We start from the raw sequence: 25,806 nt of genomic DNA on the forward strand, positions 1-25,806 counted from the left end.
GCGTAAGCGGTTTTTTTGTGGTTATGTTTTGCTAAATTATTAACTTAACGCTGAAAAACTACTTTGGCTCGCTGGCGATGTAGCCATTTGGTAAAAATTAGCAATACGCCCCGCCCGTGCCTCAACATCGGCATCACGTGTTTGCTCGTCACTTTTAGCTGTTTTTGTATCGCTGCTTTCATCGCTAGAGAATGACGCTTCAAATTTACTTTTTGCGTCTTCGTCGTCTTCTTTTTCAGGTTGTGCAAGCTCAGCTTGAGCCGCTGCTAGCTTTTGCGTAGCATCTGCGGCAATAGAGCGATCAGCTCCTGAAGGCTCTGCAGGCGCTAATGCGGCAGCGCGTACCGTTTGCATTTTGTCTATAGTCGCTTGCGGGTCACCCGGAATTTCTGATACATCTATTTGTACTTCTCCGCCAACTGCGTAGTTAGTACCATCTGGGCCACGTTGATACTCATAACTTGGCGAGCCAGCATATTGCCCGCCTACAGAAGCGTGTGCTTGTTCGTGTATTCGTACTTCAGTATCCCGTGCTTTTAGTTCTGTAATTTGTTGTTGTTCTTGTTCTAATTGCAGCTCTTCTTGCTCAGATTCTTTTTTCTCAATTGCTTCACTTTCTTGCTCAGTGCCCTCAGGATTCTCTGAGTTTCCATCGCGCTGCTGAACTGACTTTTCGCCTGCTATTTTTCCCGTTGCGCTATACGTCGCACCATCGCTACTACCTGGCAATTTTGCTTTTTCAGCATCACTTTGCGCTTTGGTTTCTGTATTGCTTGCGCTACTAGATGCGGGAGCGGGAATAACTTCGCGTAGTTGGTTGTCACGCCGTGCGGTTTCCGTATAAACATTTGCGGTGTTTATATTGATAGACGGAAATGGCGTGACAATATTCATAATACTAAACTTTAATATCGATTAACGTGCCAAGTACATCATCGGCCGTTTGAATTGATTGCGTGTTTGCCTTGGCATTAAACTCTTCAACTTTTAAGTTAACAAGCGCTTCATCAACACGAGCTGGTTGTGCTACTGGTGCAGTAATCGCTTCTTCAGGGCGTGCTGCGCTAAGCTGACGTTGCTGCGCTAATTGCGCGTCATCTTGTTGTTCTATACTGGCACGGTTAATCTCAGCACTGGCTTTTTCAATACCTTGGCTAGCTCGGTTAAACCCTTCTATACCACTATTAAATACTGATCCGATTGGCATATTAAAACCTCCACCAAATAAACATTGTTTAATTATCGCTCAGGTTCTGCTCAAAATAAAGCTTTAAACAGCGCTATTTTTAGCTCTATTTTAAAGCATTGATTTAACGACAGATAAGAACTCACTTTTATGAGAAATAAATGGTGCATGGGACGCTTTATCTAGTACTTCATATTCAAACTCAGCATTTAGTGCTGACATTTTGCTAATAGCTTTATAAGGTACTAAAGCATCAAGGCGGCCAAATACTCCTCTAATAGGGACTGGGCAATGAGTAAATAAGTCACGTAAATCGTCGTTTTGTAAAATATCTAAACCAGCACTCAGGGCATCGCTTTGGGGTGCGCTGTACTGATTTAGCAATTGTTTAAGTTGCTTTATATCATCACGCGCCGACTCGCTACCCATTGCTTGAATAGCTAAAAAGCGCTCTATTGTTTTTTCTCGATGATTAACTAATTGCTCTTTAAACTGCGCCAATACATTCGCTTTTATTCCGGGCCAATTATCTGCCTCCGCAAAAAAAGGAGTCGATGCTATTAAAATAACTTTAGATACTTTTTCAGGCCAATGCTTAGCAATATAAAGTGCAAATAAACCACCTAACGACCACCCCATTAAAATGCTCTTTGGCTTTAATTGCTTACTTAAAATTACTGCTGCATCATGCAAAGTATAAGGGCTTGGGCAATCATGGCTATTACCAAACCCAGGTAGGTCAAGGCTACGTATATTTCCTGAATATAAAAACTCAAGTTCTGGCTGTACTAACTGCCATACGCCCTGATTCATTCCCCAACCATGTAATAACACTAACTCATTTTGCATATTTGCCTAACCTTTACCAAACTTAGGCTCATCATAACGTTTAAAAAGGCGATTGCAATGCAAGGAGCGAGTCTGTGAAACAAGCCGTTTTAAATTGGTTATTTCCCTCTTATTGCGTGCAGTGTCAAAACTCGATTACGACCTCTTTAGGGCTATGTGATTATTGCCTTGAAGATTTACCATTGTTTGATTTTAGTAAGCATACGAGTTTATTGCATCGACCTGATATTATTGAGATGTTTCCTAATTGCGAGTTTGATAAATTATTTGCATGCGCTTTTTATCAACCTCCCTTTGAGCATTGGCTTAAAAGGCTAAAATTTAATAATCAAATTCATTATAAAAAGGCATTGCAGCAAATTATACAAAAACAGTTAACGCAGTTTTTTGAGCAATGCCCTAACTTGCCAGATACCTTTATTATTTTACCTCTTCATAAAAGCCGCTTTATTACTCGCGGATTTAATCAGGTAAGCCAAGTATGGCAACCCTGTTTAGCTAATTACGCCCCACTAAGTAATGTTCTTATTCGCGATAAAAAAACACAAGCTCAGTCGGAGCTATCCAAAGCAAAGCGTATAAGAAACTTAAAAAATGCCTTTATTTGTACACAAGACATGGCAGGTAAAACAGTCGCTATTGTTGATGATGTGATGACGACAGGGGCAACATTAAACGCAGCTACTAGTGCACTAAAACAAGCAGGCGCTAAACAAGTGTGGGCTTTTACAACTTGCTTAACGCCTATTTAATTATTAAAAAGTATTAAACCAATCCGCAATAATACTTAATCATTTTGCGGGGCTAAACGTGTCGCTACCTGTGTTAAAAAATTCTCATTTACGACAGCATGGATGCAGAAGGTAGAGCAATCCAGGAGCAATTGCCGAGAACAACTAATTAGCGAATTTTTTGCCTAGCTATCAACACGTTTTTCCATCCTCAAAATAGATTACTTAATTAAGCTAATTGGTATTATTCGCCATTTGCACGAAACGTATGACCAAAAAATAACGCATTGCTTAGTAGTCGACTAGTCCCATACCAGTAACCCCTAAATACAGGATCGTCGGTCATGCCTATTACTGTACCTCGTCCATATGAGTGCGCAATTAAACCTGCGCCGCCAGCAACTTGCTCAACATTAACAGCATCGGTAAAACCCGCTAACAATGGCTTTTTAGTATAGGTAAGTACATTTACAAACGGTGCATCGGAAGCTTCTAGCAACCAAGTACTGTTTTTGAATACGGGCAATGTATTGCGTTTAAGTGAAAATGTAAGTGGGTGAGTTAAATCTACATTAGTATTAAAAATAGCTCCTGCAATGCGCTGACGCCCTGCTAAATGGTCTTTATCGGCGTAGCTTAAACCTTTTGTTTTAAATGCACTCGCTACATCTTGTCGTGATAGATAGCTTGCTTTGAGTAATTGCTGATCAGCTAAAAATTTAGCACCGCCTTTATGGCCCCAAATAACGCCGCCTTTTCTTACCCAGCTTTTTATAGCCACTTTGTCGGTATCAGATAAGCTATTGTAGTTACCATGAGCAAGTACTATATGGCTGTAATTACTGAGTTCAATAGAGTTTAAACGCTCCATTTCAACAATTGTTGGCGCAACACCTACAAAGCGATCGAGGTAATACCATACTTCCCCAGCTTCGTACTGGCTTACACCTTTACCACCTACCAATAATACTTTTGGCTCGCTAACAACCGCCATTGTACGAGACCCTAAATCGGCTCCTTTGCTTGTAAGCCCTGAGTTAATAGGCTTGATTGCAATTCCAAACTCGTTTTGTGCTTTATTTAATATTCCCACCCAATCATTATTCGTTTGTAAGCCTGCTGGCACAATAATACTACCAGCATCAAAGCTTACTTCACTTGAGTTTGATTTGGCTGTTAATGGGCTTAGCGCTACACGCGCTTTAATACCTTGCTTTAACAGGCTGTTTAGCATTTTAGGTGCTAGGTAATCATCCCACGAAAAGCCAAACGCATAGCCTTGCTCAAGTGAAGCAAAAGAAGGTTTTACCGCTTTTTGCCACGGTTTACTTGCAACCTCTAAACCCCAACTGCTTTTTACTTTTGCAAAAGGTAAGTTAAACGCATGCGCTAAAGTCCAGCCAGATACGTCATAAAAGGTGTTATCAGCAAAGTTTTTTTGCTCGCTAAAAATAGCTTTTATTAGGCGGTACTGTGGCTGGGCTAAGGGCACAAAGTAGCTATTGGTTGTATAGTTGTTGCCATTTGCCTTGAGTGATTTAGTAAGCGAAAAAGCATCTATTTGATGCTGTTTTAACAACCCTAAAAAATCTTTAATACGAGTGTTGTCATCCGCGCCCTCAATTACATAACCTTCAAAGCTTTCATCACTGGCTAAATCAGTAGCTTGATTATAAAACTTAGCTTGGTAATCAAGTAATGCTTGGCGGTTATCAACAGCGGCTTTAAAGGTAGATAAACTCGTTAATAGTTGATTTTTAATAGTAAAGGGAAAGCTCAAAGATCCATTTATGGTGTCTTGGATATGCCCGCGAGAACTTGCTTGCTCAAATAAAATACCTACACCACCATTTACATCGGGATAGGTTGAACCTTTACCGTAATAGAAGTCGTCAAAGCTTTCTTCGGTAAAGTACAGTGCGTTGTTTTCATCTAACGTTTTTGCGTGATAGTTAGCAATCGCTTTAGTTAACGTTACATTTTCATCCGGTGTTATAGGATGCTTACGACTAGGGATACCTGGCTGAAAAAAGTAACTGCTGTTTGGTCCCATTTCATGAAAATCGGTTAAAACATTTGGTTTCCACTGATGAAATTTAGCAATACGCGCACGCGATTCAGGATGTTGTAGTAATAACCAGTCACGATTTAAATCAAACCAGTAATGATTGGTACGACTACTTGGCCAGCTTTCAACATGTTCACGGGTTTTAGGGTCGCTGGATAAGTTCATACCTCGGTTACTGTTGGCCCAGTTAGCAAAACGAGCAAGTCCGTCAGGATTAAGCGAAGGGTCGAGTAAAATAACCGTGTTGTTTAATAACTCATCTATTTCAGCACCTTGTGCAGCAGCTAAGTAATATGCCACCAGCAAAGATGAGTTACTACCTGATGACTCATTACCATGCACACTGTACCCCATCCATACAACGGCAGGCTGCTTTGTAGAATTAGCATCTGATCCATCGTTACTTAAGCGCGCTAAGTGAGCTTGGCGTGTCTGCTCTATGCTTGATAACTTGTCAGCTGCTGTAATTGTTAGCATGACAAGGGGGCGTTGTTCATGTGTGCGGCCAATCACTTCAAAATTTATACGGTCGCTTTTATCAGCAAGTATTTCCATATAACGTACGAGCTGATCGTGTCTCACGTGCCACTCTCCTACTTCGTAACCGAGTACTTGCTCAGGAGTAGGAATTGAAGGGTCAAATTTTACATCTTGTTCAAAATAATACGAAAGTGGCTTAGCTACACTTGAAAAGCTAAGCAACACCACCATTAATGTTAATACCAAACGCATATAAATTACTCAAAAAATGTTCGTTGTTTGCACGCTACCATTGCTTAAAATAGATGCCAACTTTTTACGCTCAACACTAGCCGCAACACGATGAGCGGAGTATGATACGCAGTATCCGAGTAATTTAGTCAAGTATAGATGGTTTTATGATTTCTATTTCCGAAACAGCGCAAGCGCATTTTGCTAAACTATTAGCAGATCAATCACAACAAACCAATATTCGTGTGTTTGTTGTAAACCCTGGTTCATCACAAGCGGAATGTGGTGTGTCTTATTGTCCAGAAGACGCTGTAGAAGCGAGCGATATTCGCCTAAACTTTAACGGTTTTGATGCCGTTGTAGATGCAGAAAGTGCTCCATTTTTAGAAGAAGCTGAAATCGATTTTGTTACCGACAAAATGGGTACTCAGTTAACGCTAAAAGCACCAAATGCAAAGGCGCGTAAAATAGGTGACGATGCATCGTTAAACGAACGTGTACAGCACATGCTAGAAACCGAAGTAAATCCACAACTTGCTAACCACGGTGGTCAAGTAAGCCTTGTTGAGATTACAGCTGCAGGTATAGCTATACTTCAGTTTGGTGGTGGTTGTAACGGTTGTTCTATGATCGATGTAACACTAAAAGAAGGCATTGAAAAAGAAATGATAGCTAAGTTTGAAGAAATCACCGGTGTTGCTGATATAACAGAACACGAAGCGGGCGATCACTCTTACTATTAGGCCTTGTAAATGCTAAAGCAGCTTATCTATCGCTTAGGGAGCAATCCTAAGCTGAGCTTAAAGCGCTTTTTTCGCGGCTTAGCACTGTTTGTGCTAGCCGTGATATTCATATCTATTGGGTATTACACCCACTACAGCTTACAAATAATTGGCGTTATAATTTTACTCCCCGCATTATTTTTTGCCGGTTGGGGCTACTGCGGTATTTTTGCCAATCGTTTTTCACAAGTTTTAAAAGATATGGGCCCTAAACACCACGACCCCGATCTCTGGAAATAAACCATTTATTTAATCTAATAGCTGATTATTTATTTTTAAGAGGTGATATTTAATTATTAATGTAACCCCGCGCATTAACATAAAACAGCTCATAGCCAGCCATAACCCGTTATTTTGCAAGTCTATAAACACCCAAAACACACCAAAAAAGCCAACTCCAGCTGAAAGTATCATACTGTTACGCATGTTCTTTGCTCGCGTAAGCCCTACAAAAACACCATCAAACAAAAAGCAGCTCATGGCCAAAATTGGTAATACTATTATCCATGGTAAATAATGCGTTGCCTCTTGAATAACCTCTGGCACATTGGTTAAAAGCTTGATTATGGTGTTGCCAAATAATGCAAAAAATAGGCTATATAACACACCAAAAAGCATACCCCAAAATACGCTTATTTTAACCCACAGCTCTATATTCTTAACACTTCCTTGGCCTTTAGCTTGCCCTACTTTTGCCTCAGAGGCGTAAGCAACGCCATCAAGAGCAAAGCTCACCAACATTAAAAAGTTAAGTAAGACAGCATTAGCAGCTAATGTGGTTTCGCCTATACGCGCCGCGTAAAATGTCATAAAACTAAAGCATAATTGCAGTATTAAAGAGCGAATAAATATATCTCTATTCAAACTCAATAATTCAGCCATTTTGCTAATACTCAACCAGTTCGGTACATTTAGATCAATGTCTTGTTTTTTAGCTAGTTTAGCCACTAAAAACAGTGCAAATACTAGTGCTGTATAGTCAGCAATAAGTGACGCCCATGCAGCGCCTGCAACTGCCCAATCTAAATAAACAACAAAATAAATATCGAGCACTATATTAACGATATTAGTGACGAGTAATAAATAAAATGGGCCTCGACCATAATGCACACCAAGCATCCAACCCAGTAACACTAAATTACATAATGCTGCTGGAGCACTAAAAATACGAATGCTAAAATACTGATAAGCTTGGGTAAGTACGTCGCTATTGGCTGCGGAGAGGTAAGCTATAGCGTGCTTTATTAATGGGGATAACACAATTAATAGCACGGCCACTGCGCTTGCAAGCAATAGGCTTCGTTTAAGTAAAGCGGCAAGTTGGGTTAAATCGTTTTTTCCGTATGCTTGTGCCACGAGTCCCGTGGTGCTCATTCTTAAAAAACCAGCAAGCCAAAATAAAATAGATATAACAGCAGAGCCAAGGGCAATTCCAGCTAAGTAATGAGCGCTTCCTAAGTGCCCAATTACAGCAGTATCAACAATTCCTAACAACGGCACTGTGATATTTGATAGTATCATCGGACCCGCTAACAACAGCAAGCTTTTATGGTGTGCCTTATTATGTATAAGAAATTGTTTCATTTAGTGTTATTTATCCTCATTAGTGTATCTGTGCGGGCTCAAGCAGCCGTTATTTTACAGTATCATCATGTTAGTGAAACCCTACCCGCTGTCACGAGCGTTAGCGCAAATACATTTACGGAGCATTTAAGCTATTTAAAAGAGCACAACTTTAACGTTATTCCTCTTAATGAGTTAATTAGCGCGCTTCAACAAGGTGAAACTTTACCTGATAAAACTCTCGCCATCACCTTTGATGATGGTTATAACAATAACTATGAACAAGCCGCACCTATTTTAGAAAAGTTTGGCTACCCGTACACTATCTTTGTAAATCCTAAATTAATAGACGAAGGTATGAGTTACGTAATGGGGTGGGATAAGCTCAAAGAATTATCTAAGAAAGGGGCATTAATAGCCAATCATAGCGGACAACATGATTACTTACACCTTAAGCTTGAAAACGAAACCGATGCACAATGGCAATCACGTATTAAGCAAGATATTCTTAACTCTCAAAAGCGCATAAAAGAAGAAATAGGCCACGACTATAAATACTTAGCATACCCGTATGGTGAGTTTAATAACGAGCTGCAAGCACTCGTGACAGAGCTTGGTTTTGTGGGTATTGGCCAGCACTCAGGCGCTGTAAATAAAGATTCTAATTTTAGCCGCTTGCCGCGTTTTCCTGCATCAGGCTTTTACAGCAAGCTAGAAACCCTTATTACTAAGCTCAACTCACGCGCGTTTAATATCACCAATTTAACTTATCAAGATAGCGTTACACAGCAAAATCCACCCACGCTCACAATGGAATTTAAGATGGGTGATTTTCATAAGAGCCAATTTGCCTGTTATGTATCAAGCGTAGGCCAAGCAGATTTAAAATGGATAACTAAAAATACTGTCGAAATCACCTCACCAAAGGTGCTTAATAAAGGGCGTTCTCGTTTTAATTGCACGGCCCCTTCTATTTCAAGCCCTGGTGATTACTTTTGGTTTTCGCAGCCTTGGGTAATTGAAGCATCTAAACCTTAACAGCCTGATGTAAAAGCCGCTGGGTTATTTTATCCAGCGCAACTATCTCGTCAGCTGCATTTAGCTCAGCAGCTGCTTTAGGCATACCCCATACCACAGACGAATACTCATCTTGAGCCAAGGTATATGCTCCGTTTTGTTTTAGTGCAAGCAACCCTTTTGCGCCATCACTCCCCATTCCTGTTAGTATGGCTGCAACTACGTTTTTAGCCCCAGTTTCAACTAATGAGTTAAACAACACATCTACCGCAGGTTTATGTCTGTTCACCGGCTCGCCATCATCAAGCTGGCAATACAAGCTAACACCTCGTTTTTTAATACTTAAATGAAACCCACCCGGTGCTATATAAGCCCAGCCCGCGCTAAGCTTATCGCCATGTTCAGCTTCTTTCACATTTATTGTACATGTACGATTCATTCGCTCAGCAAATGAAGCGCTAAACACAGGAGGAATATGCTGAGTAATTACAATGGGCGGGCAATTTTGTGGCATTTTAATAAGCACTTCTTTTATAGCCTCAGTCCCCCCCGTTGAAGCACCTATCGCTATTACTTTATTAAGTAAAAACTGAGAATGAGTATTAATAGGCTCATTTGTGACGACCGTTTTTTTATAGCTTCTTACTCTTGCTCCAGCAGCTATTCGCACCTTTTGTTGGACAAGTGATGCATATTGGCTCAATTGCTCTCTTACGTTATTAGTAGGCTTAGCTATAAAATCAACAGCCCCTAATTCGAGTGCTTCTAGTGTGATAGGAGAGCCTTTTTGTGTCAGTGTTGAAATCATCACTACTGGCATTGGTCTTAATCGCATTAGGTTTTTTAAAAAACTAATACCATCCATTTTTGGCATTTCTACGTCGAGCGTTAATACATCAGGACTGAGTTTTTTTATCATTTCGCGAGCTTCATAGGGATCCTCAGCACTCCCCACTACTGTAATGTCTTTAGCTTGTTGTAATATTTCAGTGAGTAAACGCCTAATTAAAGGGGAGTCGTCAATTATTAATACTTTAATCATGCATACTCCTAAAACAGCTCTATATCGGTTACTACTTCTTGCTTTTTAAGGTTTTGTAAGTAACGGACTTCGCGTTTTTCAATCGTATTATTATGTAGGTTTTTAAGTTTTTTCATATGAACTTTACCAGTGTTCGGGTGAAAAAATATTTTTCGCGGCCACGGCCCCCCCATATCATGGGCAACTAGATTTAATGCCTCTTCTTTAATATACGCTGCTGCAAAACTAATATTACCCAACCCTATATCAGTCATCGCACTAATAATTTTCCCCCCGCCAAAAAGTTTTACTTTTAGGTTACACCGAGACGCGCCATTTTTTAAAACTTCGTTTATAAGATACTCCATAGCCCAATTACCGTACCGACAACTTAAACTATGCGCATTTTTAAGTTCTACTCCCTTTTGAATTGGTAACATAAAGTGATTCATCCCGCCAATACCAAGTACTTCATCGTATACACAAGCCGCAATACACGAACCCAGAACTGTAGAGATCAGTTCATTATTTTTAGAAACATAAAACTCACCCGGAAGTACTTTAGCAACAACGCTACCTCGGCCCGAATCCCAATATCGTTTAATGTGTTCAAAGTTAGGTAATACCGGCCTAAACTCAGCGTGCATTTTGTCCCTTTTGGTACATAGTTTTCCCTAAGTTTTTGAATTGTGAATGCTCTTTACCCATACTTTCTGAGTGACCTAAAAACAAATAACCTTGTTCATTTAATATATTAGCGTAGCGCTTAAAAAGCTGATCTTTTGTTTCTTTATCAAAGTAAATAACAACATTACGACATAAAATAAGATCAAATGATCCTTTCATTGGCCAGTCTTGCAATAAGTTTAAACGCTTGAAAGAAATAGACTCTTTTAGTTTATCTCTAACTTTATAGTTTTCACCGTCTTTACTTTTTAAAAACCAACGCTTAAGTTGCAAGTCATCTAAGCCATTAACATTCGCCGCGGTGTAAATACCTTTTTGTGCTTTTGCCAATACATTAGAATCTAAATCGGTTGCTAGTATTTTTACATCCCAATTGCTCGGAAATGAGTTATTTAAAGTCATCGCCAAACTGTAAGGCTCTTCCCCTGTGGAGCAACCTGCAGACCAGATTCTTACTCGTTTACTGTTTTTATTTGCCTTTAAAAGAGCAGGTACAAGCTCAGTTTTTATAAATTCAAAGTGATGTATTTCACGAAAAAAAGACGTTAAGTTCGTTGTTATTGCATTAATAAAGGCATCAAATTCCTGATCTTTATGACTATTCAGATACTCTAAGTAAGCTTTAAAATCAGTTAATTTACGCTCCCTAATACGTCTTGCTAAGCGTGAATAAACCATCTCTCGCTTATGATCCCCTAATACAATTCCACATGCGCTGTAAACTAAACTGGCAATTTCCTTAAAGTCGCGGTCGGTACACAAAAACTCTTTCATTGTTCGCTCTCAATTAAACCTAACGCTAACAAGTAGTGCCTCGCTGTAACTATTTATTAGACGAGGCATAACAAGGCTAAATATTAAAACTCTTCCCACTCATCAGCTGAGTCTACAAAGTTATCGCCCCTGGGCTTATTACTCACAAAACGACTTTGCGGCTTATGAGATAGTTCAGGGGTTCGCATAGTTGATGACATCATTGTCATCTCTTGCTGATCTACTGAGAAAAAGTTAAGTAATCGGCGCATCTCATTAGCTTGCTCAGCCATAGACTCACCAGCAGCAGAGGCTTGCTCTACTAGAGCGGCATTTTGTTGCGTCATTTCGTCCATTTGAGAAATAGCTTTATTAACTTGTTCAATACCTGCACTTTGCTCTTCAGATGCCTCTGTAATATCAGAAATCATTTGCGTCACTCTTTGCACTGACACAACAATCTCTTTAAGTGTAGCGCCCGACTCATTAACTAATTGAGAGCCATCAGCTACTTTGCCTACACTATCTCGTATTAACTCTTTAATTTCTTTCGCTGCGCCCGCAGAGCGCTGCGCTAAGTTACGAACCTCACCTGCAACAACTGCAAAGCCTCGACCTTGCTCACCCGCTCTTGCAGCTTCTACTGCAGCATTAAGCGCTAATAAATTAGTTTGAAATGCTATTTCATCGATGACACCGATAATATCTGCAATTTTTTTGCTCGACTCATTAATTGCCGACATGCTCGTAACTGCTCTATTAACAACTTCACCACCTTGAATCGCTTTTTCGCATGTTTCTTCTGCTAGATCGTTCGCTACTTTTGCGTTATCAGCATTTTGGCGAACGGTACTGGTCATCTCTTCCATACTTGACGCTGTTTCTTCAAGTGACGAGGCTTGCTCTTCTGTACGTTGGCTTAAATCAGCATTACCTTGAGAAATTTCTTCTGCACCACTGGCTACTAACGTTGCCGATGAATTTATGCGATTAATCACTTCTGTTAATTTATCTGCCGTTGCATTTGCGTCGCGTTTAAGTTTATCAAATGAACCTTTGTATTCTTGTTCAATACGTTTTGATAAATCACCACTTGCCATCGCATCGAGCATATTGCCCGTGTCGGCAACGGCATCATCAACTATTTTAACTAAGCTATTTAACCCTTGAGCCAAACGTAAAAAGAACCCTTCCTTCCCATCTTCCGCAACTCTTGTATCTAATTCCCCATTACCTGCAGCGCCAATAAGCTCAGCGATTTCTTTTTCAAGCGCAACTTCATTGGTTCTATCTTCCCACTCAACAATGGTGCCTAAATGCTTTCCGTCTTGACTGATCCAAGGTGAAGCAATCAAGGTAAAAGTGACACCTGCTAACAGTAGCTCGGCTTTATAGGGCTTATCTAGGTTTTTTAATAAATCACGTTGATGACTAGGGTGCTTATGAAAATCATCAACACAGGTGCCAATTAAATTATCAACAGAAAAGCTTGGCAATACGGTTTGTAATTCTTTTTCGCGGACTTTTAGCATTTGCTGAACACGGTCGTTCACAAATACTATATTAAGGTTTTCATCAGCAATCATTACGTTTGCTTGGCAAACTTTAAGCGCATTTGCTAAATCGGCTGCTTTGCGAGATGCTTTTTCAAGCTCTTTTTGTTCAGTAATATCAGATGCATATTTAATCACTTTAAACGGCTTGCCGTTCATATCATAAATTGGATTATAAGATGCTTGAATCCAAACCTCCTGACCCTGCTTTCCTATTCTTAAATATTCCCCTGAATCAAATTCACCGCGACCTAGTTTGGCCCAAAATTCTTTATATTCGATACTATTTGCATGTTCGGGATCAATAAAAAGCCTATGATGCTGGCCTTTAATCTCGCTAAGTTGATAGCCAAGCGCATTTAAAAAGTTATCATTGGCATCAATAATAGTGCCATCTAAATTAAATTCGATAACCGCTTGAGATTTACTTATAGCACTAATTTGCCCTGAAGCTTCTGCTGTTATTAACTTTTGCTCGGTCACGTCGGTGGCAAACTTAACTACTTTTAATACTTGCCCTTGCTCATCAACAATTGGGTTATAAGTTGCTTGGATCCATACCTCAGCTCCACCTTTTGCATTACGCTTAAACTCATCTGAGATAAACTCGCCATTACGCAGGCGTTGCCAAAAGTTCTTATAATCGTTGCCCTGAGCTTCATCTGGGTCAACAAACATCGAGTGATGCTGGCCTTGAACCTCCTCAAGACGATAGCCCATCGCGTTTAGAAAATTCATATTTGCAGTAATTATTTTTCCGTTAGGTTCAAATTCAATCACCGCTAATGATTTATTCAATGCGTCTACAATTAAATCATTACTTGATTTTGACTGCTTTGGATTACTAAACCATCCCATGCCCATCACCACCTTTAAGTTTATTATTCATTTAGTTTCTATTTGCTAAATATTCATTGTTTTTTGCAGGTCAATTAGCGCTACCATTTTTTCACCAACATTCACCAACCCAGCTACATATTCACAATTACTCGATTCAGACAAACTAGGAACCGCTTTCGCATCTTGCTCCGCAATACTGTAAACATCAGAAACGGCATCAACAGCAACACCTATAATTTTACTACCTAGTTCAAATTCTATTTTGACAACGATAACCACCGTTAATGGTCCATAGTCGACACTTGGTAATCCAAAGCGCAACCGTAAATCAATAATTGGCACTATTGTTCCGCGTAAATTAATAACGCCTTTTACAAATTCAGGTGCATTGGGCAGTACTGTAATTTCTTCCCAACTGCGAATTTCTTGTACTGTTAAAATATCAACGCCGTATTCTTCATCAGCCATAATAAAAGTTAAAAACTGTTTTACACCTTGCTGTTGCTGAAGATTTAATTGGTTACTTAACTGGCTTTGATCTGAGCTCATAACGCCTCCAAAGTGGCTTGCGTTTCAATAGTTAGTTCTTGGCTACCTGGCTTTTTTAAGCCTGAGAGCTTTATCAAGCCGCTAATGTCCACAATCAGCGATACACGCCCATCTCCTAAAATAGTGGCTCCCGATACGCCATCCACTTTATGGTAGTTTGCCTCTAAACTTTTAATAACAACCTGCTGTTGAGACAGCAAATCATCAACTAATAAACCCACCTTTTGGTTATCTGTTTCTACAACAACAAGCAGCGTTTTATCGAGTGATTCAATAGCATTTTTATGATTAAAAATATCGTAGAGTCTTAATATAGGAATGTATTCGTCTCGAAGCCTCAATACATCAAGGCTTTTACCCACTCGACTCACTTTTGCAATATCAATTTGCAGTGACTCCACAATAGAAATGAGCGGAATAATATAAGTATGCTGAGCCACCTTAACTAATTGCCCATCTAAAATAGCGAGAGTAAGGGGTAATCTAATAGTAAATGTAGAACCAACACCGGGCGCTGAGGTTACTTCCACTGAGCCATTTAATGATTGGATATTTCGCTTAACAACATCCATCCCAACTCCACGTCCAGATAAGTCACTTACCTCATCCATTGTCGAAAAGCCGGGCATAAAAATAAGCTCATTTATTTCATCGTCACTGAGATGGTTATCAGCTGAGATTAATTCGTTAGCGATGGCTTTTTCTTTTATTTTTTTTGTATTTAATCCTTGCCCATCATCCATTATTTCAATAACGATGTTTCCACCCTGATGAAATGCATTTAAGGTTACTGTGCCAACGGGATCTTTACCTGCCGCCAGTCTTTGCTCAACAGTCTCTAACCCATGATCAAGTGAGTTCCTTACTAAATGCACCATAGGGTCAGATATTTTTTCCATTACTGTTTTATCAAGCTCGGTTTGCTCTCCAATCAGCTTTAGCTCAACCTGCTTATTTAGCTTTTGCGCTATATCTCGCACTAATCGAGGAAAACGACTAAATACAAAATTAATTGGGAGCATACGAATACGCATCACATTTTCTTGTAAATCACGCGTATTATGTGCAAGTTGTGCTAAGCCTTCTTGTAGTAAAGTGATTGTGGCTGGTGTGATTTCTTGTTCGCTGAGTTGATTTAGCATGGCTTGTGTAATAACAAGTTCACCTACCATATTTATTAACGAATCAACTTTATCAATGCCGACACGTATAGAGGTAGATTCTGGTGCACTTGCAGGTTTTTTATCTTTATTAGCAACGGGTTGCTGTGGCTTACTTGGTAACTCAGCTACTTTTATTGAATCGGGTTCTTCAAGCTCAACAGCTTTAGGTATCTCATCTTGATTAGGTTGTATTGGCTCATCATTGCCAAATAAGCCGCCACATAATTCAACTTTTATATCGGCATCGTCTTCAACCCATTCAAACACTTCTTTTATGGCTTTTTCATCATGGCTAGTGCTTAAAAAAAAGCGCCAATGTAAAAAACATTCATCACTACTTAAATCGGTGATTTCTGGAACTTCATCGTAAAATACTGTGGTTTCTAACTCACCTAGCTCTTCAAGCTCACTGATCATATACAGTGGCTCGTTTCCTGTTTTAAATAAATGATGGTGAGGTTTAAAGTCTATTTGATAGGTATTACTACTTGTTTGCTCTTCACAGCTTTGAGTTTTATTCTCTTGTGTTTCGTTTTTCATTCCAAGTACATGTTCAAATTGTACTTTTAACAAATCTGCTTCGGTTAAATCTGGCTCTTGTTCACCTTGAAGTGCAGCAAGTAAAGCGCGTAAGCAATCCACAGCTTTGAGTAATAAATTAACATGCTCGGTACTAAGCTCTCGTTCACCTTGGCGAATTTGATCTAGTAATGTTTCAAGTACATGAGTAAAGTCAGCAACGGAGCTAAAACCAAATGTCCCACTGCCTCCTTTTATTGAGTGAGCAGCTCTAAAAATAGTGTTGATAGTTTCTAAATCTTCCTCACCTGGCACTAAGTTTAATAGCTCAGCCTCCATGGTATCTAGGCCTTCAAAACTCTCTTCAAAGAAAACTTCAAAAAATTGACTTAAATCTATACTCACACTGCGCTCCTTAGCGAATAACTTTTTTAATTACCGCTAGTAGCTGATCGGGATTAAATGGTTTAACAATCCAGCCTGTTGCCCCAGCAGCTTTACCTTCTACTTTTTTTTCTAAACCCGACTCAGTTGTAAGCATCAGTAATGGTGTAAATTTATAACTAGGCAAAGTACGCAGCTCTCGTATTAATGTAATTCCATCCATTATTGGCATGTTTACATCTGAGATCACGGCATCAAAGTCTTGCTGCTTGGCAATAGCGAGAGCTTCACTGCCATCTTTAGCTTCGGTTACATCAAACCCTGCGGTTTTTAATGTAAAGCTCACCATTTGACGCATCGATGCTGAGTCATCAACCGCTAAAATTCTTTTCATATATACCCCTAACTTTTACTTTCGGTTGTTAAGTATTGGCTTAAGCCAAGTTTATTAATTGTATGTGTTAAGGCCTCGCTACTGCCTACCCAAATGATTTTGTGCTGTATGGTAAGTAGGTGTTTTTGTAAGGCGCATAAAAGTTGAATTGAGGCAGTATCAGCAGAAATTACATCGTTAATATCAAGACAGATATCATCGTTGCTATTGATTTCGTGCAGTAAATCTTGATGTAGTGTTTCAACTTGCGTAATAGCAAGTTCGCTTGGAAGTTTTAGCATTTAGTAGGTGCATTCCCTGTCAATTCAATTCATAACAAAAGCTTAGCCCTAGTTATTAAAATTGCCATAAAATGCTTAATTAAATTTAAATCATCGTTAAAAAACAAAAAAAGGAGCCTAAAGCTCCTTTCAAATTGGTAAAAAGTAAAAACTAGTTTTTGTAGTAATCGGCTATTTTTTTAAACTCTTGCGTTAAAATCGTCGCGTTAATTAATGGCACACTACCTTGTTTAAATTCTGGTTTAAAAATAGCTCTAACGGCTCCATTTTGATCAACCATAGCGACCGAAGCACTATGATCAACTGCATATTCTGATTCACTACTATCGCTAATCGCGTAAATTAAACCAAGCTCTCTAACAACAGGAAAAAGGTGTTTATGTTCCCCTGATACAGCTAAAAAGTCAGGATTAAAGTAATCTATATATTGCTTTCGTTTAGCTGGTGTATCGCGTTTTGGATCAACCGATAAAAACCAAATTTGTAGCGGATAATCTGCTTGTAAGTTTTTATAAACAGCATTTAACTTAGCAAGTGTTAATGGACAAATATCTGGACAGCTTGTGTAGCCTAAAAATACTAAATTCCACTGTCCTACAAATTGTTGCTTAGTCACTAATTCACCACGCTGATCATTTAACGTAAAATCAGACAGTGGCTTTGCATTTTCGTAAACTAATGCATCTACATCTGGCGGACTATTTTCATTTGAGCATGCTGATAAAAACAAAACTAAAACAACAATTAATCCAAGCCATAACTGCTTCATAAAGGGAGCCATTTATCTATAAATAAGATTACAAAGAGTACCATTAAATGAATAATCGAAAAACGAAATAAGTCCATTGCAGTCTCATCATTTCCAGCAATTTTTAATTTGACGGCTTTATATATAAACACTGCATTTAATACACACGCACCTATTAAATATATTAATCCAGACATACCAATTAAATAAGGCAATACGCAAACAACAGCGAGTAAAACGGAGTAGGCAACGACGCACGTTTTACAAAAGTCGATTCCATGGGTTACTGGTAACATAGGAATTTTAGCGCGTTCATAATCACTTTTTCGTGCTATAGCCAGCGCCCAAAAGTGTGGCGGAGTCCAGGTAAATATTATCATTACAAGTAACCAAGGGGCTGCTGCCATTTGGTTTGTTTCTGACACCCAACCTAATAATGGAGGCATTGCGCCAGCCAACCCACCTATAACAATATTTTGCGGTGTAGCACGCTTTAAAAATGATGTATAAACAAATGCATAACCTACCAATGCAAATAACGTTAATATAGCGGCTAAGGTATTAGCCCACACCATTAGCATAATAAAACCAGCAACCCCAATAACAGCTGCAAAACTAAGCGCATGTGTTTTACTTAAACGCCCTTTAGCCACAGGACGATGACGAGTCCTTGCCATTTTTGAGTCTATCTCACTATCAACCACATGATTAATAACCGCTGCAGCAGCAGAAAGTAGCCCTATACCTAACAAGCTAATAAACTGTACAGCCATGCCTCGCCCTACATCAGGAGCCAGCGCTAAACCAACCCAAGCTGTTAGTACCAGCATAGCTACCACTTTAAATTTACTAATTGCTAAGTAGTCTTGTAGCAAATTATGAGTACGCGAAATTAGCGATTGAGCATTAACGGGTAGCAGTATTTTTTTATCAATTATAAGTGCCATTATATTTCCCCTTTATGTGCGTGATTTTAGGTAATAACACAACCTAACCATGCTTAATAATAGTATGGCAGCCATCAAGTTATGCGCCAGTGCAACTCCCAACGGAATATGCCAATGTACTAAAATAAGCCCTAAGCTAATTTGGCAAAGCAGGGTAAGCAATACGCTCACCACGCAATTTTTAATTTTTTTAGAGTACGCTTGGCTGTATATTTTCCACATAATTAGCGCCAGAACGATGCAAGTAACCAGTGCCCAAATGCGGTGTAATAAATGAATAGACATACGCGCTTGCTGCGATAACACACCAAATTCATAATTACTGTGCTCAAGTGGTAATTGAAATACGCTACTCAATGAAAACGGTTGTGCGTAATTACACAATGGCAAACCACTACAATGAGGAGCGGCGTAATTTGCAGCCAGCCAACCACCAAGTGCAATTTGGATAATTAATACACTGAGCGCTACTAAACTTAAACCGAAATAGCGTTTTGCGCCGCTATCGCCACCCATAATAGGTTTTGCGGTTAGCCGTAAATATAAAAGCGTTATAAGTGACAAAATACTAAAGCCACCTAATAAGTGGCCCATTACAATAAGCGGCTGAAGGTTCATGGTTACTGTCCACATACCAAGAGCAGCCTGAAACACCACTAGTAGAAGTAAAGCCAAAGGCAATTTAACTGGCGTAGTTGGATATTGGCGTTTTAAAAAAGCCAACACAAATAAACCTAAAATAAGTAAGCCTAAAGCACCTGCAAAGTAGCGATGAATCATTTCTTTCCACGCTTTTGCGGTTTCGAACATCATATCGGGGTAGCTTTGAGTTGCTAAGGCTATGTCAGCCTCATGCTTAGGTACCGTTAAAAAGCCATAGCAACCAGGCCAATCGGGGCACCCTAAACCTGCATCACTTAAGCGGGTGTACGCACCTAAAGCAACTACAATCAAAGCGAGTAATCCTGTTATTAATACTAATTTTTTATAATTTTTATACATCAGATACTCCAACTTAAGCTCAACTTAATTAGCTAGAACGAGAATAGTTAAGTAATTTTTTTAGATCTTTTAATAACCCTTTTTGTACTAAACGGTTTTCTTGTGGCTCGACCTTAAAGGGATATTCAAGTACCACTAACCCCATATGATCAATTAAATATAAACTTGCAGGATTTAAACTCTGTTGCTCGGTAATAATTTTCCATGGTAGATTTTTATTGTCGGGACTTCCCATTACAGCCATATCAACCTTGCCTTGGTTTTTACCAAGTGCCACATATAAGTTATTAAGTGCATTGAGTTGTTCGCTGCATGGGGTGTTACATTCGTTTGAATAATTAAGTGCGATAGTCCATTGTTTGGGATTATTTTGCGGCCAATTTTTAAGTTTTATTTCTTGGCTTAAAAACTCGCCATTATTAGTAATTGCAATAGGCAACCAATCAAACTTTAATGCGCCATATGCCAAAACTAATGGGATAGCGCAGCAACCCACAAACAACAAAAGGGGATTATTTTTCATTATGTGTCCTTTTTTTACTCGCAAAAATAGCCACAACAGCACATGCAATAGCAATTAAAAACCATTGCAAGGCGTAGGCATTATGCTTTTGAGGGCTCATAACAACGGCCTCATAATGAGGTGTTGCAATCTCATCACCAGTACCTTGTCTGTAAGCCATAAAATTAATTAATGATTGCTGGCTTTGGGTGCTCAGCATATTCAAGTCGATAGATTGGATTCTTGTAGGTAAGTCGTTATTTGTCGTTTTATCTTCAAGCGTAAAGCTACTTAGGTTATTTTCTTTTATTTGCGCTTTAAGAATAAAACCACCTGTAGGCAGAGTAACCTTTGGCAGTGTATCTCTAGATATAGGCGCTTTTACCCATCCTAAATTAACTAAAATCACTTTTTCTTCGGTGTCTGGCTTTAGTAAAGCAAGTAAGTCGTACCCTACTTGTCCGTTATAAACTTGATTATCTAAAAGCCAATATTGGTTTTGTACAAACCGCCCTTTTAACTCAACCAATACACCAGTTTTGTTCCAGCTATCAGGCAAGTTAAGTAATTGAGACCAGCTCATCACACCACGAGTCTGTTGCTTAGCTATGGCGGTTAGTTGTTGCTGCTTTTGCTCACCTCGCTCCAACTGCCAAAACCCTAATCGCACACACACAAGTACAACAACCACAACCATACAAATTGTGATTAGTGAGCTAAGCTTTTGTTTGTGCCATAAAACTAACTGCATAAAGGGTCAACTCAGTGATTATTAAAATTATTATCGTACTGTTGTTAATATTTATACTTTTTAACTTATTTAGAGCATTGTTTATTATGGTGTCAGGGAAAACTGAGGGACGACCTATGTCTCACTTTTTAGGTCGTCGCGTATTGTTTTCGGTCGTTGTTTTAGTTGTTGTTATTGCAGCGCTTAAACTTGGTTTTATTAAAGCAAATAATTCGCCAATAAACGCTACAGCACATATACAAATACAAACAAACACAGCCACACCACATCTACAAAGTGCCAATACCAAGCAGCTGCTTGAAAAGCAAAGTGCTTATCTTTAGTAAAGTGCCCTTTTAATATCCGTAAAAATATTACAAATAAAAGTACGGTTCCTAGCGTTACATGCATGCCATGAAAACCAGTCAATAAAAAGAACGTATTACCGTAAATACCCGCATCTAGCGTTAGGTTAAGGTCATTATATGCATGCATGTACTCCTCAACTTGCAGCCCTAAAAAGCAAACACCCAATAAAATAGTAGCGCCTAAAAAAACCTTAAGTGGAGTACGTTTATTGTTTTCCATCGCTACGTGGGCAAAATGTAAAGTAACTGAGGAAGTAAGCAGTATTAAGGTATTTATAAGTGGTAAGCCTTGCCAGCCCATAGCCTGAGTAGTTTCGCCAGCAGGTGTTGAAACTAGCGGCCAAACAGCTTCAAAAGTTGGCCATAAAACCTCGTTAGTCATTGCATTATTGCCTGCACCTCCAAGCCAAGGTACCGACAATACCCGTGCATAAAAAAGCGCACCAAAAAAGGCCATAAAAAACATAACTTCAGAAAAAATAAACCAGCTCATACCTTGTCTAAAAGAGCGATCCATTTGTGCTGAGTACAAACCTTGGTCCGATTCACTAATTACATTTTTAAACCAGCTAAACAACATATACACAAGCACAGCAATACCGGCATAAAGCAGATAAACCCCGCTACCACCTTCTTTACCTACACTCATAACAGTCAAGCCTGCCCCTACTGCAATAAAAAACAATGCAACAGCACCTACAATAGGCCACGGGCTTTGCTCAGGTACGTAATAATGCTCATATTCTTGATTCATTTTATTTACTCCTAGTTTCACACTAGTTTAAAAAGCTAGTTATTACTTGCCACCAGCTGTTCACTAATATCAAATACGGTATAAGATAAAGTTAATTCTTCAATGTCGCTTGGCAATGCGGTATCAACATAAAAAAGTAATTTAAATTCAAGCTCTTCCCCTGCTTTTAGAGGTTGCTGATCAAAGCAAAAACAAGCTATTTTATGTAAATACTTTGCCGCTTTACCTGGCGAGACTGATGGTACAGCCTGCATTACTTTATCTAGATTGCTGTTATTTTTAGCACTAAACATTACTTCACGCATTGCACCGGGTTTTACCACTACACTGTATTCTTTTGATTTAACTTCAAACGGTGCACCACTTTGTGCGTGAGTAGTAAAGCTAACGCCAACTTCTCGGTTTTGTACTATTTTTGTACTTTGCTCTGCTTGCTCAAGCGAAGGCTTTCCATTAAGCCCTGTTACATCACAAAACACGTCATACAAAGGTACTAAAGCAAAGGCAAAGGCAAACATGCCTATGCAAATAAGTACCAAACGTTTGAGTAGCGGTGCGTGTGTCATTACTTAATAACCGGCGGCGTAGAAAAAGTATGATATGGCGCTGGAGAGTCAACTTCCCACTCAAGGCCTTCTGCCCCTTCCCATACTTTTGCAGGCACTTTATCACCGCAACGCGCGCATTTAATTACCACAGCTACAAACAACAATTGCGATAAACCAAAGGCAAACCCACCAATACTTATGATTGCGTTAAAGTCGGCAAATTGAAGAGCGTAATCAGGAATTCGACGCGGCATACCGGCAAGTCCTACAAAATGCATAGGAAAAAACAGTACGTTCACGCTCACCAGCGATAGCCAAAAATGCCATTTAGCCAATGTGATATTAAACATGTTGCCTGTCCACTTGGGCAGCCAGTAATAAGCCCCTGCCATTATCGAAAATACAGCCCCTGTTACTAATACATAATGAAAGTGCGCCACTACAAAATAAGTATCGTGATATTGAAAATCAGCAGGTGTAATTGCCAGCATCAATCCCGAAAAACCACCTAAGGTAAACAGCACAATAAACGCAATACTAAAAAGCATTGGCACCTCAAAAGTTATTGAGCCTTTCCACATTGTGGCAACCCAATTAAATACTTTTACTCCTGTAGGTACCGATATAAGCATGGTCGCGTACATAAAAAACAACTCGCCAGCCACCGGCATCCCAGTGGTAAACATATGATGCGCCCAAACAATAAAGCTAAGTAGCGCAATTGAGGATGTGGCGTAGACCATTGATGCATAACCAAAAAGTTTTTTACGAGAAAAGGTAGGCACTATGGTCGATATAATGCCAAAGGCAGGAAGAATCATTATGTATACTTCAGGGTGACCAAAAAACCAAAAAATGTGTTGGAACATCACCGGGTCGCCACCGCCTGCGGCATCAAAAAAGCTGGTCGCAAAATACTTATCGGTAAGTACCATAGTGACAGCCCCTGCAAGCACTGGCATTACGGCTATTAATAAAAAGGCAGTAATTAACCACGTCCATACAAATAAGGGCAACTTCATCCATGTCATGCCGGGGGCACGTAAGTTCACTATGGTTACAATCACATTGATTGCGCCCATTATTGAGCTAATTCCCATAATATGTACGGCAAATACAAACAATGCAGTATTATCATTACTGTATGTTGTGGACAGTGGTGCATAAAAAGTCCAACCAAATGCAGGCCCCCCACCAGGCATAAATAACGATGCCAATAGGATTAAAAACGCAAACGGCAAAATCCAAAAGCTCCAGTTATTCATTCTTGGCAATGCCATATCTGGCGCGCCAATCATGAGTGGTATCATCCAGTTAGCAAGGCCTGTAAAGGCGGGCATAACCGCACCAAACACCATAATTAAACCATGCACTGTGGTCATTTGATTAAAAAAGTGAGGGTCGACCAACTGTAAACCTGGTTGAAATAATTCAGCCCTGATCACCATGGCCATTCCACCACCAATTAAGAACATGGTCAGCGAAAAAATTAAATATAAACTACCTATATCTTTATGATTAGTTGTGTAAAGCCAGCGTTTAAAACCTTTAGCTGGGTGATGAGCATGATGAGCTTCATTGGCGTTAGGTTGTTCTACTATGCTACTCATTAGTTCGCCTCCACTTTGGCATCAAGAGCTGCCTGTATTTGACTCGGTTGAATAACATCACCCGTATCATTACCCCACGCATTACGTTTATAAGTAATAACCGCAGCTAATTGCTTTATAGATAACTGTTTGGCAAATGCTTGCATTGCCGTACCGGGTCGTCCATGGATAACTACATCAATGTGATCTTTTATATCGCCAAGCACTATCGGGCTGCCTTTAAGTGCAGGAAAGACACCCGGTAACCCCATGCCAGTAGGTTGATGACATGCAGCACAATTAGCCATATATACTTGTTCGCCTAAAGTCATTAACTCTTCTTTTGGGAGGGTTTTATCAAGTAATGCGGCATCTGCTAATGCTGCTTTTTGTTTAGCCTGCTTTGCATCTGCAAGCCATGTTTTAAAATCAGCTTCAGATTTAGCGACCACCACAACGGGCATAAAGCCATGGTCTTTACCACACAACTCAGCACATTGGCCTCGGTAAGTACCTTCTTCGTTTATGTTCGTCCATGTTTCATTTATAAAGCCGGGGTTCGCATCTTTTTTAACTGCAAAATCAGGTACCCACCAAGAGTGAATAACATCATCAGAAGTCATTAAAAATCGTACTTTTTGATTTATTGGCAGTACAAGAGGCTTATCAACCTCAAGTAAGTAGTTAGGGTTTTTATCTGCAAGATTCGCTATTTCATCTTGCGGGGTAGATAAAATAGAGTAGAACTCTACATCTTCGCCCATATATTCATAATGCCATTTCCATTGCGAACCCGTAATTTTAATAGTGAGATCAGCTTTGCTGGCATCTTCCATTGCAATAAGGGTTTTAGTGGCTGGTACTGCCATAGCAATTAAAATAACAAACGGAATTGCAGTCCAAAGTATTTCTACTTTAGTGCTTTCGTGAAATTGGGCAGGTACAGCCCCTTTAGATTTACGGTGATGAATAAGTGCCCAAAACATAATTGCGAACACTATCACCCCAATCACACAACATATTATAAATATGGTCATGTGCAGCTGATATACATTATTGCTTATATCGGTTACGCCTTTGCGCATATTGTATTGGCTATTAGCCAAAACTGGGTGCGTAAAAACACATAATATAAGCCACAAGGTAGAGGTCAGTTTACCCATGTGACGGCTCCTTTGATGCTATTGCGAATGCAAAGCGAAGAGGCATACGGCTTAAACGCCAATTCGTTATTTTTATTTTTTTAGCCAATCTCATTTAATATTGATTGGTTTTGCTGCGCCAACAACGGGTTTGTGTATATTGTGTGTTCTCAAAACTAAAAAGCTGTGAGTTATTATTAGCTCAGCACATTAACAATTAGCTAAAAAACGAACAACAAGCAAGTTTTAGTATAAAAAACAATCAGGTGATATTGAATAATTAATAAAAAATCGGTAATCAACTAGGCAACAGGAAGTTCAAAATATGAGCAAAACAAAGGGGTTTAACGCATTCGGAGGGGGAAAATATAAGTGCAAAAAAGTTTACAGCTTAAATAGTCAGTGGGCTGTTTACGCCCTATTTT

The 25,806-nt window shown here is 39.4% G+C and carries 27 protein-coding genes; 5 read left to right on the forward strand and 22 right to left on the reverse strand.

Annotated elements, in window-relative coordinates; all coding sequences use genetic code 11:
• Nucleotides 1-39: 39 nt before the first annotated feature.
• From H5115_RS11475 to bioH, 3 genes are all read right to left on the reverse strand, one after another.
• Entirely contained in the window at nucleotides 40-894 is an 855-nt protein-coding gene (locus H5115_RS11475) for a putative metalloprotease CJM1_0395 family protein (protein ID WP_182755368.1), read from the reverse strand.
• 4 nt (nucleotides 895-898) lie between these two features.
• Complete coding sequence (locus H5115_RS11480; RefSeq protein ID WP_182755370.1) at nucleotides 899-1,207, reverse strand: hypothetical protein; 309 nt, start codon at nucleotides 1,205-1,207, stop codon at nucleotides 899-901.
• Nucleotides 1,208-1,297: 90 nt separating this feature from the next.
• Nucleotides 1,298-2,035, reverse strand: a complete 738-nt coding sequence (gene bioH / locus H5115_RS11485; RefSeq protein WP_182755372.1) for a pimeloyl-ACP methyl ester esterase BioH — start codon at nucleotides 2,033-2,035, stop codon at nucleotides 1,298-1,300.
• A 74-nt stretch (nucleotides 2,036-2,109) separates the two neighbouring features.
• Here bioH and H5115_RS11490 point away from each other — a divergent pair, with 74 nt between their 5' ends.
• Nucleotides 2,110-2,787 (forward strand): ComF family protein, encoded by a 678-nt coding sequence (locus H5115_RS11490; RefSeq protein WP_182755374.1) that lies wholly within the window; start codon nucleotides 2,110-2,112, stop codon nucleotides 2,785-2,787.
• A gap of 223 nt (nucleotides 2,788-3,010) precedes the next feature.
• Here H5115_RS11490 and H5115_RS11495 read toward each other — a convergent pair whose 3' ends face one another.
• Complete coding sequence (locus tag H5115_RS11495) at nucleotides 3,011-5,566, reverse strand: M14 family zinc carboxypeptidase (RefSeq protein ID WP_182755375.1); 2,556 nt, start codon at nucleotides 5,564-5,566, stop codon at nucleotides 3,011-3,013.
• 146 nt (nucleotides 5,567-5,712) lie between these two features.
• Between H5115_RS11495 and nfuA the strand changes: the two genes are divergently transcribed.
• Together nfuA and H5115_RS11505 are read left to right on the forward strand one after the other, a co-directional pair.
• Entirely contained in the window at nucleotides 5,713-6,288 is a 576-nt protein-coding gene (gene nfuA / locus H5115_RS11500) for a Fe-S biogenesis protein NfuA (RefSeq protein WP_002959571.1), read from the forward strand.
• A 9-nt stretch (nucleotides 6,289-6,297) separates the two neighbouring features.
• Nucleotides 6,298-6,567 carry a hypothetical protein gene (locus H5115_RS11505; protein WP_002959572.1) on the forward strand — a complete coding sequence of 90 codons (270 nt, stop codon included), beginning with the start codon at nucleotides 6,298-6,300 and terminating at the stop codon, nucleotides 6,565-6,567.
• A 9-nt stretch (nucleotides 6,568-6,576) separates the two neighbouring features.
• Here H5115_RS11505 and H5115_RS11510 read toward each other — a convergent pair whose 3' ends face one another.
• On the reverse strand, nucleotides 6,577-7,848 hold the full coding sequence (locus H5115_RS11510) for an MATE family efflux transporter (RefSeq protein WP_182755377.1): 1,272 nt from the start codon (nucleotides 7,846-7,848) through the stop codon (nucleotides 6,577-6,579).
• Between the two features lie 42 nt (nucleotides 7,849-7,890).
• On the opposite strand from H5115_RS11510, the gene H5115_RS11515 reads away from it, so the two are divergent.
• The gene (locus H5115_RS11515; RefSeq protein ID WP_024596108.1) at nucleotides 7,891-8,928 is read left to right on the forward strand and encodes a polysaccharide deacetylase family protein; all 1,038 of its coding nucleotides are present in this window, start codon (nucleotides 7,891-7,893) and stop codon (nucleotides 8,926-8,928) included.
• Here the strand turns inward: H5115_RS11515 and H5115_RS11520 are convergent.
• From H5115_RS11520 to H5115_RS11580, 13 genes are all read right to left on the reverse strand, one after another.
• Nucleotides 8,918-9,949, reverse strand: coding sequence for a chemotaxis response regulator protein-glutamate methylesterase (locus H5115_RS11520; protein WP_182755379.1), 1,032 nt, complete (start codon nucleotides 9,947-9,949; stop codon nucleotides 8,918-8,920). The two genes, H5115_RS11515 and H5115_RS11520, sit on opposite strands and share 11 nt — an antisense overlap.
• Nucleotides 9,950-9,957: 8 nt before the next feature.
• On the reverse strand, nucleotides 9,958-10,575 hold the full coding sequence (gene cheD, locus H5115_RS11525) for a chemoreceptor glutamine deamidase CheD (protein WP_039489124.1): 618 nt from the start codon (nucleotides 10,573-10,575) through the stop codon (nucleotides 9,958-9,960).
• Nucleotides 10,565-11,389, reverse strand: coding sequence for a protein-glutamate O-methyltransferase CheR (locus H5115_RS11530; RefSeq protein WP_182755381.1), 825 nt, complete (start codon nucleotides 11,387-11,389; stop codon nucleotides 10,565-10,567). Before H5115_RS11530 ends, cheD begins: the two co-directional genes overlap by 11 nt.
• An 83-nt stretch (nucleotides 11,390-11,472) precedes the next feature.
• The gene (locus H5115_RS11535; RefSeq protein ID WP_182755382.1) at nucleotides 11,473-13,779 is read right to left on the reverse strand and encodes a methyl-accepting chemotaxis protein; all 2,307 of its coding nucleotides are present in this window, start codon (nucleotides 13,777-13,779) and stop codon (nucleotides 11,473-11,475) included.
• Between the two features lie 45 nt (nucleotides 13,780-13,824).
• The gene (locus H5115_RS11540) at nucleotides 13,825-14,310 is read right to left on the reverse strand and encodes a chemotaxis protein CheW (RefSeq protein WP_002959588.1); all 486 of its coding nucleotides are present in this window, start codon (nucleotides 14,308-14,310) and stop codon (nucleotides 13,825-13,827) included.
• Nucleotides 14,307-16,397 (reverse strand): chemotaxis protein CheA, encoded by a 2,091-nt coding sequence (locus tag H5115_RS11545; RefSeq protein WP_182755384.1) that lies wholly within the window; start codon nucleotides 16,395-16,397, stop codon nucleotides 14,307-14,309. The genes H5115_RS11540 and H5115_RS11545 overlap by 4 nt, the downstream gene beginning before the upstream one ends.
• Nucleotides 16,398-16,407: 10 nt before the next feature.
• Nucleotides 16,408-16,770 carry a response regulator gene (locus H5115_RS11550; protein WP_002959593.1) on the reverse strand — a complete coding sequence of 121 codons (363 nt, stop codon included), beginning with the start codon at nucleotides 16,768-16,770 and terminating at the stop codon, nucleotides 16,408-16,410.
• An 8-nt stretch (nucleotides 16,771-16,778) separates the two neighbouring features.
• A complete protein-coding gene (locus tag H5115_RS11555) occupies nucleotides 16,779-17,051 on the reverse strand; it encodes an STAS domain-containing protein (protein WP_182755386.1) in 273 nt (90 codons plus the stop codon).
• A gap of 151 nt (nucleotides 17,052-17,202) precedes the next feature.
• Nucleotides 17,203-17,820 (reverse strand): SCO family protein, encoded by a 618-nt coding sequence (locus tag H5115_RS11560; RefSeq protein ID WP_182672562.1) that lies wholly within the window; start codon nucleotides 17,818-17,820, stop codon nucleotides 17,203-17,205.
• Nucleotides 17,817-18,746 carry a heme o synthase gene (cyoE, locus tag H5115_RS11565; RefSeq protein WP_182755388.1) on the reverse strand — a complete coding sequence of 310 codons (930 nt, stop codon included), beginning with the start codon at nucleotides 18,744-18,746 and terminating at the stop codon, nucleotides 17,817-17,819. The genes H5115_RS11560 and cyoE overlap by 4 nt, the downstream gene beginning before the upstream one ends.
• A 12-nt stretch (nucleotides 18,747-18,758) precedes the next feature.
• Nucleotides 18,759-19,748, reverse strand: a complete 990-nt coding sequence (locus H5115_RS11570; protein WP_138489789.1) for a heme A synthase — start codon at nucleotides 19,746-19,748, stop codon at nucleotides 18,759-18,761.
• 28 nt (nucleotides 19,749-19,776) lie between these two features.
• On the reverse strand, nucleotides 19,777-20,271 hold the full coding sequence (locus H5115_RS11575; protein WP_182755389.1) for a transmembrane cytochrome oxidase associated protein: 495 nt from the start codon (nucleotides 20,269-20,271) through the stop codon (nucleotides 19,777-19,779).
• Nucleotides 20,261-21,001 carry an SURF1 family protein gene (locus H5115_RS11580; protein WP_182755391.1) on the reverse strand — a complete coding sequence of 247 codons (741 nt, stop codon included), beginning with the start codon at nucleotides 20,999-21,001 and terminating at the stop codon, nucleotides 20,261-20,263. The genes H5115_RS11575 and H5115_RS11580 overlap by 11 nt, the downstream gene beginning before the upstream one ends.
• A gap of 14 nt (nucleotides 21,002-21,015) precedes the next feature.
• Here H5115_RS11580 and H5115_RS11585 point away from each other — a divergent pair, with 14 nt between their 5' ends.
• Nucleotides 21,016-21,324 (forward strand): DUF2909 family protein, encoded by a 309-nt coding sequence (locus H5115_RS11585; RefSeq protein ID WP_081824568.1) that lies wholly within the window; start codon nucleotides 21,016-21,018, stop codon nucleotides 21,322-21,324.
• On the opposite strand, the gene H5115_RS11590 is transcribed toward H5115_RS11585, so the two are convergent.
• The 4 genes from H5115_RS11590 to coxB are packed head-to-tail and all read right to left on the reverse strand — an operon-like array spanning nucleotide 21,227 to nucleotide 25,402.
• Nucleotides 21,227-22,102 carry a cytochrome c oxidase subunit 3 gene (locus H5115_RS11590; RefSeq protein WP_002959610.1) on the reverse strand — a complete coding sequence of 292 codons (876 nt, stop codon included), beginning with the start codon at nucleotides 22,100-22,102 and terminating at the stop codon, nucleotides 21,227-21,229. The two genes, H5115_RS11585 and H5115_RS11590, sit on opposite strands and share 98 nt — an antisense overlap.
• Before the next feature lie 35 nt (nucleotides 22,103-22,137).
• Nucleotides 22,138-22,668 (reverse strand): cytochrome c oxidase assembly protein, encoded by a 531-nt coding sequence (locus H5115_RS11595; protein ID WP_182755393.1) that lies wholly within the window; start codon nucleotides 22,666-22,668, stop codon nucleotides 22,138-22,140.
• Nucleotides 22,668-24,260 (reverse strand): cytochrome c oxidase subunit I, encoded by a 1,593-nt coding sequence (gene ctaD, locus H5115_RS11600; RefSeq protein WP_182755395.1) that lies wholly within the window; start codon nucleotides 24,258-24,260, stop codon nucleotides 22,668-22,670. Before ctaD ends, H5115_RS11595 begins: the two co-directional genes overlap by 1 nt.
• Nucleotides 24,260-25,402 carry a cytochrome c oxidase subunit II gene (gene coxB, locus H5115_RS11605; protein ID WP_138489793.1) on the reverse strand — a complete coding sequence of 381 codons (1,143 nt, stop codon included), beginning with the start codon at nucleotides 25,400-25,402 and terminating at the stop codon, nucleotides 24,260-24,262. Before coxB ends, ctaD begins: the two co-directional genes overlap by 1 nt.
• Nucleotides 25,403-25,806: the final 404 nt, after the last annotated feature.

This window comes from Pseudoalteromonas sp. SR44-2 (assembly GCF_014163745.1).
GTDB classification, from domain to species: domain Bacteria; phylum Pseudomonadota; class Gammaproteobacteria; order Enterobacterales; family Alteromonadaceae; genus Pseudoalteromonas; species Pseudoalteromonas distincta.

Coding starts and splice junctions, on each gene's coding strand:
- H5115_RS11475 (WP_182755368.1), bottom strand. CDS start 894: ATGAATATTGTCACGCCATTTCCGTCTATCAATATAAACACCGCAAAT.
- H5115_RS11480 (WP_182755370.1), bottom strand. CDS start 1,207: ATGCCAATCGGATCAGTATTTAATAGTGGTATAGAAGGGTTTAACCGA.
- bioH (WP_182755372.1), bottom strand. CDS start 2,035: ATGCAAAATGAGTTAGTGTTATTACATGGTTGGGGAATGAATCAGGGC.
- H5115_RS11495 (WP_182755375.1), bottom strand. CDS start 5,566: ATGCGTTTGGTATTAACATTAATGGTGGTGTTGCTTAGCTTTTCAAGT.
- nfuA (WP_002959571.1), top strand. CDS start 5,713: ATGATTTCTATTTCCGAAACAGCGCAAGCGCATTTTGCTAAACTATTA.
- H5115_RS11505 (WP_002959572.1), top strand. CDS start 6,298: ATGCTAAAGCAGCTTATCTATCGCTTAGGGAGCAATCCTAAGCTGAGC.
- H5115_RS11510 (WP_182755377.1), bottom strand. CDS start 7,848: ATGATACTATCAAATATCACAGTGCCGTTGTTAGGAATTGTTGATACT.
- H5115_RS11515 (WP_024596108.1), top strand. CDS start 7,891: ATGTATAAGAAATTGTTTCATTTAGTGTTATTTATCCTCATTAGTGTA.
- H5115_RS11520 (WP_182755379.1), bottom strand. CDS start 9,949: ATGATTAAAGTATTAATAATTGACGACTCCCCTTTAATTAGGCGTTTA.
- cheD (WP_039489124.1), bottom strand. CDS start 10,575: ATGCACGCTGAGTTTAGGCCGGTATTACCTAACTTTGAACACATTAAA.
- H5115_RS11530 (WP_182755381.1), bottom strand. CDS start 11,389: ATGAAAGAGTTTTTGTGTACCGACCGCGACTTTAAGGAAATTGCCAGT.
- H5115_RS11535 (WP_182755382.1), bottom strand. CDS start 13,779: ATGGGATGGTTTAGTAATCCAAAGCAGTCAAAATCAAGTAATGATTTA.
- H5115_RS11540 (WP_002959588.1), bottom strand. CDS start 14,310: ATGAGCTCAGATCAAAGCCAGTTAAGTAACCAATTAAATCTTCAGCAA.
- H5115_RS11550 (WP_002959593.1), bottom strand. CDS start 16,770: ATGAAAAGAATTTTAGCGGTTGATGACTCAGCATCGATGCGTCAAATG.
- H5115_RS11555 (WP_182755386.1), bottom strand. CDS start 17,051: ATGCTAAAACTTCCAAGCGAACTTGCTATTACGCAAGTTGAAACACTA.
- H5115_RS11560 (WP_182672562.1), bottom strand. CDS start 17,820: ATGAAGCAGTTATGGCTTGGATTAATTGTTGTTTTAGTTTTGTTTTTA.
- cyoE (WP_182755388.1), bottom strand. CDS start 18,746: ATGGCACTTATAATTGATAAAAAAATACTGCTACCCGTTAATGCTCAA.
- H5115_RS11570 (WP_138489789.1), bottom strand. CDS start 19,748: ATGTATAAAAATTATAAAAAATTAGTATTAATAACAGGATTACTCGCT.
- H5115_RS11575 (WP_182755389.1), bottom strand. CDS start 20,271: ATGAAAAATAATCCCCTTTTGTTGTTTGTGGGTTGCTGCGCTATCCCA.
- H5115_RS11580 (WP_182755391.1), bottom strand. CDS start 21,001: ATGCAGTTAGTTTTATGGCACAAACAAAAGCTTAGCTCACTAATCACA.
- H5115_RS11590 (WP_002959610.1), bottom strand. CDS start 22,102: ATGAATCAAGAATATGAGCATTATTACGTACCTGAGCAAAGCCCGTGG.
- H5115_RS11595 (WP_182755393.1), bottom strand. CDS start 22,668: ATGACACACGCACCGCTACTCAAACGTTTGGTACTTATTTGCATAGGC.
- ctaD (WP_182755395.1), bottom strand. CDS start 24,260: ATGAGTAGCATAGTAGAACAACCTAACGCCAATGAAGCTCATCATGCT.
- coxB (WP_138489793.1), bottom strand. CDS start 25,402: ATGGGTAAACTGACCTCTACCTTGTGGCTTATATTATGTGTTTTTACG.